This is a genomic window from Streptomyces sp. NBC_01210 (assembly GCF_036010325.1).
In the GTDB taxonomy this organism is placed as follows: Bacteria; Actinomycetota; Actinomycetes; order Streptomycetales; family Streptomycetaceae; genus Streptomyces.
Window position 1 is genome coordinate 7,029,578 of record NZ_CP108549.1, and the last position, 11,337, is coordinate 7,040,914.

Annotated in this window: 2 protein-coding genes; both read right to left on the reverse strand. The window is 68.9% G+C overall.

The features are described from left to right. Nucleotides 1-46: 46 nt before the first annotated feature. Nucleotides 47-5,677 (reverse strand): type I polyketide synthase, encoded by a 5,631-nt coding sequence (locus OG735_RS31820; RefSeq protein ID WP_327326573.1) that lies wholly within the window; start codon nucleotides 5,675-5,677, stop codon nucleotides 47-49. Between the two features lie 88 nt (nucleotides 5,678-5,765). Continuing rightward, the gene (locus OG735_RS31825) at nucleotides 5,766-11,333 is read right to left on the reverse strand and encodes a type I polyketide synthase (protein ID WP_327326574.1); all 5,568 of its coding nucleotides are present in this window, start codon (nucleotides 11,331-11,333) and stop codon (nucleotides 5,766-5,768) included. Between the last annotated feature and the right edge of the window lie 4 nt (nucleotides 11,334-11,337).

The following is an 11,337-nucleotide window of genomic DNA, read 5'->3' on the forward strand; positions in this document are numbered from 1 at the left end:
CCTTTGGGGAGGTGACCGGCCCTGGGGGCGGAGGGAATTGCTTTGGTCAGGACAGACCGAGCTCCTGATCGATCATGGCGAACATCTCGTCGTCGCTCGCCGATGTGAGGTCCGTGGCCACGGTCGCCGCGCCGCCGCCCACGACGACCGAGCGGCCGAGCGTGGCCAGCAGAGCCTGGAGCCGGTTGACGACCTTGTCGCGGTCCTCGTCGGACAGATCGGCGGCGGAGACTGTGGCCTCGAGACGGCCGAGATCGGCATGGACGGGGGTGGCTCCCGGACCCGCGGCATCGGCGGAGAACTGGGTGCCGAGATACTTCGCCACCGCGCCCGCCGACGGGTAGTCGAAGATCAGAGTCGCGGGCAGCCGCAGACCGGTTGCGCCATTGAGCCGGTTGCGCAGCTCCAGGGCGGTCAGCGAGTCGACGCCGAGGTCCAGGAAGCCGCGGCCCGGCTCGACCTGCCTGCTCCCGCTGAAGCCCAGCACCTTGGCGACGTTCAACTGCACCAGTTCCAGCAGCACTTCGGCCTGCTTCTCATCGGCGAGCCCCGAGAGCCGCTGCGCGAGCGAACTGCCCTGCGGTTCCGCGTCCGCCGCGGCCGACGCCGCACGCCGCACCGGGACCTTGACCAGCCGGTCGAGCAGAGCGGTGAGTTCACCGGACGAGGCCTGGGCACGCAGGCGGGGGAAGTCCAGCCGTACGGGTACGGAGACGGCCTCCCCGGTGGCCAGCGCGGCGTCGAACAGCGCCAGCCCCTCGGTGGAGGAGATCGTGGCCAGGCCCGAGCCGGTGATTCGCTGTACGTCGCCGGCAGCGAGGTTCGCGGTCAGGTCACTGCGCTGCTCCCACAGACCCCAGGCCAGTGAGTGGGCGGTGAGGCCCGCGGCCCTGCGGTGCCGCGCGAGAGCGTCGAGGAACACGTTCGCCGCGGCGTAGTTCGCCTGACCGGGGCCGCCGAAGACGCCCGCGGCCGAGGAGAAGAGCACGAACGCGGCCAGCTCGAGGCCCTGTGTCAGCAGATGCAGGTTGACCGCCGCGTCGACCTTCGGCCGCATGACCGCTTCGAGACGTTCGGGGGTGAGCGATCCGACTACACCGTCGTCGAGCGTGCCCGCCGTATGGACAACGGCGGTCAGCGGACGGTCCGCGGGTACGGCGGCCAGCAGGGCCGCCAGAGCCTCCCGGTCCGCGGCGTCGCACGCGGCGACAGTCGCCTCGGCCCCGAGCCCGGCGAGCTCGGCCACCAGCTCGGTGACACCCGCGGCCTCGGTCCCGCGGCGACTTGCCAGCAGCAGATGGCGGGCGCCGTACTCGGTCACCAGATGACGCGCCATCAGCGCGCCGAGCGTGCCGGTACCACCGGTGATCAGTACCGTGCCCTCGGGATTGAGCTTCGGGCGCGCAGGCTCGGCAGGTTCCTCGGTCCTGGCGAGTTTCGGCACATACAGAGCGTCGCCACGCAGGGCGAGCTCGGGCTCCTTCGAGACGGCCGCCGCCGACAACACGTCACGCGTCACGGTGTCCGCGCCGGCCGGGTCGAGGTCGAGGAGGACGAACTGCCCCGGGTTCTCGGCCTCCGCCGAGCGGACCAGACCCCATAGGGGTGCGTGCACAAGGTCGGTGGGTGCTGCGTCAGCATGCCCAGCCGTAGCGCTCCGGGTGATCAGGACGAGCCGCGACCCGCCGAACCGCTCGTCGGCCAGCCACGCCCGTACGGTCTCCAGCGCCCGTACAGAAGCGGCGCGAGCCCCCTCCGCCAGACCCGTGAGGTCCTCTGCGGCGACCGGCGCGAAGGGCAGGAAGACGATCTCCGGCACGGGCGCGCCCGCATCGACGGCAGCGGCGAGATCGGCGAGGTCCGGATGGATCGCCAACTCTGCCGCGCCGACGCCGGCGCTCTTCAGTGCGCCGTGCAGGCCGAACCTGTCGCCTCCCAAGGCTGCCCACTGCCCGCCGGCGGACGCGGTCGGTGCCGCCGGAACACTCGGGGCCTTCACCCAGTCGACGTGGAACAACGACTCGTGCCACGCGCCCCCCGCCGAAGACAACTGCCGTGCTGATACGGGACGCGTCGCCAGGCCCGCCACGGAGACGACGGGGGCGCCGGTGGTGTCGGCGGCCGCCAGCGTGATCCGCCGGTCGCTGTCGACACTGAGCCGTACACGCAGATGGGAGGCGCCCTCGGCGTGGAAGCTGACGCCGGCCCACGAGAACGGGAGCCGCACCTCGGCTTCGTCACCCCCGCCGCCGTTCTGCGCGGCGTGGTTGGCGCCGACGATGACGGCGTGCAACGCGGCGTCGAGGAGCGCGGGATGCACGGCGAACCCGTCGGTGCCGGTGCCCGAGGCCAGCTCCACCTCGGCGAAGATCTCCTCGCCGCGCACCCAGACCGAGCGCAGGCACTGGAAGGTGGGCCCGTACTCGTAGCCCTGCTCGATCAGCCCCTCGTACAGGCCGTCGAGCACGACCTCCTCGCCCCCGGCCGGCGGCCAGGACATCAGGTCGGCATCCACGGTCGCCACGGTCGGGGCGAGCGCGCCCACAGCATGTGGCGTCCACGGCTCGTCGACGGCGTTGTCCGGGCGTGAGTAGATACCGACCGTGCGGCGTTGCGACGAGTCGGGGGCGCCCACGACGACCTGCAACTGGAGCGCCCCCGCCTCCGGCAGCACGAGCGGAGCCTGAATCGTCAGCTCTTCGACCTGGCCGTAACCCACCTGGTCGCCGGCGTGGATCGCGAGCTCGACCAGTCCGGTGCCGGGCAGGAGAACGGTGCCCATGACGGCGTGGTCGGCCAGCCACGGGTGCGTACGGAGGGAGACCCGGCCGGTGAGCAGCAAGCTGTCGGAGTCGGCAGGGGCGACGGCGGCTCCGAGCAGTGCGTGTTCGCTCTGTACGAGGCCCAGGCCGACGGCGTCATGAGCGGAGGCGGGGCCTTCGAGCCAGTAGTGGGCGTGTTGGAAGGCGTAGGTGGGGAGGTCGATGCGGCGGGGGTTGTGGCCTGTGAATACGCCGTTCCAGTCGAGTTCTGCGCCGTGTACGTGTGCGTGGGCGATGGCTTGGGTGAGGGTGTCGGTTTCGGGGCGGTTTTTGCGCAGGAGGGGGGTGAAGAGGGTGTTGTCGGTGTGGGGGAGGGTTTCCTGGGCCATGGCGGAGAGGGTTCCGTCGGGGCCCAGCTCGATGAAGGTGGTGACGCCTTGGGTGGCGAGGTGGGTGATGCCGTCGGCGAAGCGGACTGCTTGGCGGACGTGGCGTACCCAGTAGTCGGCGGTGCTGAGGTCTTCGGGTGTGGCGAGCCGGCCGGTGAGGTTGGAGACGACCGGGATGCGCGGTGTCGAGTAGGTCAGGCTTGCGGCGATGGTGTGGAACTCGTCGAGCATGGGTTCCATGCGGGGGGAGTGGAAGGCGTGGCTGACGCGGAGCTTTCGGACCTTGCGGTCCTGCTCCCGCCAGTACTCCAGCACCTCCACCACAGCGTTCTCGTCACCGGAGACAACGACGGACGAGGGTCCGTTGATCGCGGCGATGGCGATCTCGTGCTCCCGGCCTTCCAGCAGCGGCAGAATCTCCGGCTCGGTGGCCTGGATCGCGGCCATCGCTCCGCCGGCCGGGAGGGCCTGCATGAGGCGGCCTCGTGCAGCCACCAGCTTGGTGGCGTCTTCGAGGGTGAAGACGCCTGCTGCGTGTGCGGCAGCGAGTTCGCCGACGGAGTGGCCGACGAGGAAGTCGGCAGTGAGGCCCCAGGCCTCGACGAGTCGGAAGAGTGCGACTTCGATCGCGAACAGTGCGGCCTGGGTGAATACCGTCTGGTCGAGCAGGCCGGAGTCTGCGTCCTCCGTGTCGAAGACGAGGTCCTTCAGTGGACGCTCGAGGTGCCCGTCAAAGTGCGCACAGACTTCGTCGAAGGCCTCCGCGAAGACGGGGTAGGTCTCGTACAGCTCGCGGCCCATCCCGGTCCGCTGGCTGCCCTGTCCCGTGAACAGGAACGCCAGCCGGCCACGGCCTATGCTCCCGGCAGTCACCGCACCCGACAGATCGCCGGTGGCCAACGCCCGTACACCCGCGAGGAGTTCAGTCCGGTCAGTGCCGGTGACGACGGCCCGGTGCTCGAACCGCGCCCGCGACACCGCAAGCGAGTAACCCACATCCGCCAGACCCAGCTCGGAGCCCTCGACGAAGGAGTACAGCCGCTGGGCCTGCGCCCGCAGCGCGTCCTCGGACTTGCCGGAGAGCACCCACGGAACGACCCCACCGACAACAGGAACCTCAGAAGTCGGCTCGGCCTCGACGGCCGGCGCCTGCTCCAGGATCACATGTGCATTCGTACCGCTGAGGCCGAACGACGAGACGCCTGCCCGGCGCGGACGCCCGACCTCGGGCCACTCCCGTGCCTCGGTCAGCAGCTGGACATCGCCCGCCGACCAATCGATCTTTCGCGAAGGCTCGTCGACATGAAGGGTCTTGGGCATGATGCCGTTGCGCAGTGCCATGACCATCTTGATGACGCTGACGACGCCCGCGGCGGCCTGCGTATGGCCAAGGTTGGACTTGATCGAGCCGAGCCACAGCGGCTCCGCCCCCTCGCGCCCCTGGCCATAAGTGGCGATGAGGGCCTGCGCCTCGATGGGATCGCCGAGCGTGGTCCCGGTGCCGTGCGCCTCGACCACGTCGACTTCCGCGGTCGTCAGCCGGGCGTCCGCAAGAGCCTGGCGGATCATGCGCTGCTGGGAAGGGCCGTTGGGGGCGGTGAGGCCGTTGGACGCACCGTCCTGGTTGACGGCAGAACCGCGCATCACGGCAAGGATGTTGTGGCCGTTGCGCTGCGCGTCCGAAAGCCGCTCCAGGAGAAGCATTCCCACGCCCTCGCCCCAGATCGTGCCGTCCGCGGCATCGGCGAACGCCTTGATACGGCCATCCGTCGCGAGTCCGCGCTGCCGGGCGAAGTCGGTGAAGGAGATGGGGGTCGCCTGGACCTGGGCCCCGCCGGCGAGCGCGAGCGTGCAGTCGCCGCGCCGCAGCGCCTGTGCGGCGAGATGCAGCGAAACCAGGGACGACGAGCACGCCGTGTCCAGCGTGATCGCGGGCCCCTGGAGGCCGAGGCTGTAGGCGATTCGGCCCGAGGCGACGCTGTTGACATTTCCGTTGGAAAGGAACGGCTCGATATCGGCCGGTACGGTCGGGAGAATACAGCCGTATTCGTTGTGGATCATCCCCAGATACACGCCGGTCGAACTGCCCTTGAGCGAGTTGGGGTCGATCCCCGCACGCTCGAAGACCTCCCACGACGTCTCAAGGACGAGCCGCTGCTGGGGGTCCATCGCGACGGCCTCGCGCGGCGATATTCCGAAGAACGCGGGGTCGAATGCGTCGGCGTCCTCGATGAAACCGCCTTGGTGCACGTACGTCGTGCCGGGGCGGTCGGGGTCCGGGTCGTACAGCGAATCCAGTTCCCAGCCGCGGCCCTTGGGAAAATCGGAGATCGCGTCGACCCCGTCCGCCACCAGCTGCCACAGGTCCTCGGGTGAGGTCACTCCGCCGGGGAAGCGGCAGGCCATACCCACGATCGCGACCGGCTCGTGCTCCGCTTCCTCGACCTCGACCAGGCGATGACGAGTTCGGCGCAGCTCGGCCGTCACGAACTTGAGATTTTCCAGAAGTTTCTCGTCCTGCACCATCACATATCACCTATCGAAGTCAAATACTGTGCGAGAGCTGGAGAGGCCGGGACTGATAATTCAGTGCATCCCGGCACGGGATGAATTCTCAAGCCTTGCCGAATTCCCGCTGGATAATGGCCAACATCTCGTCGGCCGTCGCCGATTCAAGATCGTCACTGCCGTCGTCCGCCCCGGTCGTGGCGCTCTGGATTTCGTTCCACTTGGAAAGCAGGCCCTGCAGCCGATCCGTGATACTCACTGCCCGGTCGTCCTCGTTGCCTTCGTCACTGTCAAGTGCGACGCGGGACATCGCGGACTCCACACGGTCCAGCTCGGACAGCACCGAGCCGACGGGCGCGGCATGGGCCGGGTCTGTGGTGCTGCCGACCACCTCGGCGCACAGGTACTGCGCCAGATCCAGCGGGGTGGGGTAGTCGAAAACCAAAGTGGCCGGGAGACGGAGTTCGCTGCTCGCGCTGATGTGGGAATTCAGGCGGTTGCGCAGCTCGACTGCGGTCAGTGAGTCGAAGCCCAGTTCCTTGAAGCTCCGTTCGGCCTCGATCGAGCCCGCGCCCGAATGCCCGAGTACCGCGGCCACATTCGACACCACCAGTTCGAGGACGCTCCTCAACTGCTCGGCGGGCGAAAGTCCGGCGAGGCGATCAGCCAAAGACGGAGCCTTCGCTTCGGCGTCGACACCCGCGTTCGCGTGTGCCACCCGCCGCGCCGGGATGCGTACGAGCTTCCGCAGGATCGCGAACTCCGCACTGTCGTCCGCCTGCACCCGGGCAGGCTGCAGACCCATCGGAGAAACCACCGCGTACCCCGATTCGCGTGCTGTGTCGAGGAGTTGGAGGGCGAGTTGGGTGGGGAGGGGGGTCATGCCGGAGCGGTGGATGCGTTCGATGTCTGCGGTGGTGAGGTGTCCGGTGATTCCGCTGCGCTGCTCCCACAGGCCCCATTGGAGGGAGGTTGCGGGGAGGCCGAGCGAGCGGCGGTGGTGGGCGAGTGCGTCGAGGAAGGTGTTGGCGGCGGCGTAGTTGCCCTGTCCCGGGTCGCCGAAGAGGCCGGCTGAGGAGGAGAAGAGGACGAAGGCGGAGAGGTCGAGGTCCTTCGTCAGCTCATGCAGGTTGAGGGCCGCGTCGACTTTGGGTCGCAGGACGGCGTCGGTGCGCTCGGGGGTGAGGGACGCGACGAGGCCGTCGTCGAGGACGCCGGCGGTGTGGATGACGGCGGTGAGGGGGCGCTCGAGGGGGATGGCGGCGAGGAGGGTCGCGAGGGCTTCGCGGTCGGCTGCGTCGCAGGCGGCGAACTCGACGTTGTCCGCGCCGAGTTCGATCAGCTCGGCGGCGAGGTCGTGCGTGCCGTCCGCGTTCTGCCCGCGACGGCTGGTGAGGATGAGGTTGCGTACGCCGTGCTCGGTGACGAGATGGCGGGCAACGAGGCCGCCCAGAGTTCCTGCACCGGTGATCAGCGCGGTGCCGTCCGGGTTGGGCGCGGCGGTGTCGCTGTCGTCGGTGTTCTTGGCGACTCGGGTCAGCCGCGGTACGTATACGGACCCTTCCCGCAGGGCGGCCTGCGGCTCGCCGACGCGAAGTACCGGCCACAGGGCCGCGAGCTCTGCGGATTCGTCGGTGTCGAGGAGGACGAAACGGTCGGGGTTCTCGGCTTGTGCGGAGCGTACGAGGCCCCAGATGGGTGCGTTGGCCAGGTCGGTGACGTCTTCACCCGGCCGGGCGGCGACCGCACCGCGCGTGACGAAGACGAGGTGGGACTCGGCGAAGCGGTCTTCTGCCAGCCAGCCCTGGACGAGGGCGAGCGCGTGGTGTGTGGCCTGGTGTGCGCCGACAGCCGTGTCCCCGTCGTCGTATCCCGCGAGGGGAGCGAAGACGATCTCGGGGATCGTGTCGGCGGCGCCGAGTTCGGCCAGGTTCGCGAACACCGGGCCGCCGTCGGTGAAGGTATCCGGCTCGCCCAGTACAGCCCATGTACTCGGGCTCGCCGATGGGAGGGACAGCTCCGGCAGCCATTCCACCTGGAAGAGAGAGTCGTGGAACGGGCTGTGTCCGATGCTGAGTTCGTCGGTGGTGGGCCGGCGCCAGGTGATGGATTGTGCGGTGAGGACGGGTGTTCCCGTTTCGTCGGCGGCCGCGATCGAGCCGTCGGCGGGGGAGAGCTTCACACGCAGAGTTGAGGCGCCGGAGGCGTGGAGGGATACACCGTTCCAGCAGGAGGTGATGCGTGGCTGGTCGGTCTGGTTCAGGGGGAGTGCGTGCAGGGCTGCGTCGAGGAGTGCGGGGTGGAGGCTGAAGCCGTAGCCGTAGCCGTAGCCGTCGGTGGCGGTGTCTTCGGGGAGTGTGACCTCGGCGTAGATGTCGGTGTCGAGTCGCCAGGCGGCGCGCAGGCCCTGGAAGGCGGGGCCATATGCCAAATCGGCTTGCGCGAGACGCTCGTAGATCTCATTCACGTCGATCGAAGCGGCACCTTGCGGCGGCCACACTGACAAGTCGAAGTCCACGCCGGACGTGTCATTAGTGAGCAGGCCCTCGGCGTTCTTCGACCATGGCGTGTCGGCTTCGGCGCTGTCGAGGCGCGAGTGGATTGCCACCGGTCGGCGTCCCTGATCATCGGCGGCGTCGACGGCCAGTCGCAGCACCACTCCGCCCTGCTCGGGGAGGACCAGCGGGGCATGGAGCGTCAACTCCTGGACGTGGCCGCAACCGATCCGGTCACCGGCGTGGATCGCGAGCTCGACCAGCGCCGGGCTCGGCACCACTGCCGAACCCATGACGGTGTGGTCGGCCAGCCACGGGTGCGACTGGAGGGAAAGCCGGCCCGTCAGCAGCACTCCCCCCGTGTCGGGGAGGATCGCGGCCGCGCCGAGCAGCGGGTGCTCTGTCTCGTCCAGCCCGAGGCTGGTGGCATCACCGGCTGCGGCTGTGGCCCGCAGCCAGTAGTGCTGGTGTTGGAAGGCGTAGGTCGGCAGCTCCACACGTTGCCCACCACGGCCCGCGTATACGCCGTTCCAGTCGAGTTCTGCGCCGTGGACGTGTGCGTGGGCGATGGCTTGGGTGAGGGTGTCGGTTTCGGGGCGGTTTTTGCGCAGGAGGGGGGTGAAGAGGGTGTTGTCGGTGTGGGGGAGGGTTTCCTGGGCCATGGCGGAGAGGGTTCCGTCGGGGCCCAGCTCGATGAAGGTGGTGACGCCTTGGGTGGCGAGGTGGGTGATGCCGTCGGCGAAGCGGACTGCTTGGCGGACGTGGCGTACCCAGTAGTCGGCGGTGCTGAGGTCTTCGGGTGTGGCGAGCTGGCCGGTGAGGTTGGAGACGACCGGGATGCGCGGGGTTCCGTAGGAGATTCCTGCGGCGATGGTGCGGAACTCATCCAGCATGGGTTCCATGCGGGGGGAGTGGAAGGCGTGGCTGACGCGGAGCTGGTGGACCTTGCGGTCCTGCTCCCGCCAGTACTCCAGCACCTCCACCACAGCGTTCTCGTCACCGGAGACAACGACGGACGAGGGTCCGTTGATCGCGGCGATGGCGATCTCCGTCTCGCGGCCCTCAATCGTCGCCAGGATTTCGGCTTCGGTGGCCTGGATCGCGGCCATGGCTCCACCGGCGGGCAGGGCCTGCATGAGGCGGCCTCGTGCCGCGACGAGCTTGGTGGCGTCTTCGAGGGTGAAGACGCCTGCTGCGTGTGCGGCAGCCAGTTCGCCGACGGAGTGGCCGACGAGGAAGTCCGGGGTCAGTCCCCAGGCCTCGACGAGTCGGAAGAGTGCGACTTCGACCGCGAACAGTGCGGCCTGCGTGAATACCGTCTGGTCGAGCAGACCGGAGTCCACGTCCTCCGTGTCGAAGACGAGGTCCTTCAGCGGGCGCTCGAGGTGCCTGTCAAAGTGCGCACAGACTTCGTCGAAGGCCTCCGCGAAGACGGGGTAGGTCTCGTAAAGCTCGCGGCCCATCCCGGTCCGCTGGCTGCCCTGCCCCGTGAACAGGAACGCAACCCGCCCACGACTCACGCTCCCCGCGCTCACCTCACCGGCAGCAACAGCCCGCAGCTCAGCCAGCAGTTCCTCACGGCTCGCACCTGAGACGACCGCCCGGTGCTCGAACCTCCCCCGCGACACCGCAAGCGAGTAACCCACATCCGCCAGACCCAGCTCAGGCTTCTCCTCCACGAACGAGAGCAGCCGCTCCGCCTGCGCCCGCAATGCGCCCTCGGTCTTACCCGAGAGCACCCACGGAACGGCCCCACCGACAACCGGCGTCTCAGTAGCCCCGACGTCCACCACCGGCGCCTGCTCCAGCACCACATGCGCATTCGTGCCGCTCATACCGAACGACGACACCGCTGCCCGCCGCGGCCTGTCGGCCTGTGGCCACTTCCGTGCCTCGGTCAGCAGCTGGACATCGCCCGCCGACCAGTCCACCTCCGGTGCCGGCTCGTCGACGTGCAGGGTCTTCGGCAGCAGGCCCTCCCGCATCGCGATGACCATCTTGATGATGCCCGCGATGCCCGAGGCTGCCTGGCTGTGGCCGATGTTGGACTTGATCGAGCCAAGCCACAACGGCTCCCCGCCCTCGCGCCCCTGGCCGTATGTGGCGATCAGCGCCTGCGCCTCGATCGGGTCACCGAGCCGCGTACCCGTACCGTGCGCCTCGACCGCATCCACGTCATTTGTCGACAGACCTGCGTTGCTCAGCGCCCGTCGGATGACGCGCTGCTGAGCAGGGCCGTTGGGTGCCGTCAGACCGTTCGACGCGCCGTCCTGGTTCAGGGCCGTACCTCTGATCACGGCGAGCACCTGGTGGCCGTTGCGGCGGGCGCCCGAGAGGCGTTCGACGAGGAGCATGCCCACACCCTCCGCCCAGCCGGTGCCGTCGGCCGCGCCCGCGAAGGGCTTGCATCGGCCGTTGGGTGCGAGGCCGCGCTGCCGCGAGAACTCGACGAAGGTGTCCGGCGTCGACATGACCGTGACGCCGCCGGCCAGCGCCAGCGAGCACTCTCCCCGACGCAGCGACTGAACTGCCAGATGCAGGGCCACCAGCGAGGACGAGCACGCCGTGTCCACCGAAACGGCGGGACCCTCGAGACCCAGCACGTACGAGACACGCCCGGAGGCGACACTGCCCGAGTTGCCGGTGCTGAGATAGCCCTCCAGGCCTTCGACGGACTTGGTGAACTCGGAGTAGTAGTCCGAGCTCATCACGCCGGCGAACATGCCCGTCTGGCTGCCGCGCATCGCGTCGGGGTCGATACCGGCGCGCTCGAGCGCCTCCCAGGATGCTTCGAGCAACAGCCGCTGCTGCGGGTCCATCGCCAGCGCCTCACGCGGCGAGATCCCGAAGAACGCGGGATCGAAGTCGCCCGCCTCGTAAAGGAATCCGCCCTCACGCGAGACGATCTTGCCGGGCTTGTCCGGGTCCGGGTCGTAGAGGCCCTCGGTGTCCCAGCCGCGGTCCGTCGGAAACCCGGAGATCGCGTCGACTCCGTCCGACACCAACTGCCAGAGATCCTCGGGCGAGGCGACCCCGCCCGGGTAGCGGCAGGCCATGCCGACGATCGCGATCGGCTCCGTCGCTGCACCGACGAGCTGCCGGTTCTGCTGCTTGAGGCTCTCGGCTTCCTTGATCGACGCACGCAGCGCCTCGACGAGTTGTGCCTGGGACGTTGTCATCAAG

Coding starts and splice junctions, on each gene's coding strand:
- OG735_RS31820 (WP_327326573.1), bottom strand. CDS start 5,677: ATGGTGCAGGACGAGAAACTTCTGGAAAATCTCAAGTTCGTGACGGCC.
- OG735_RS31825 (WP_327326574.1), bottom strand. CDS start 11,333: ATGACAACGTCCCAGGCACAACTCGTCGAGGCGCTGCGTGCGTCGATC.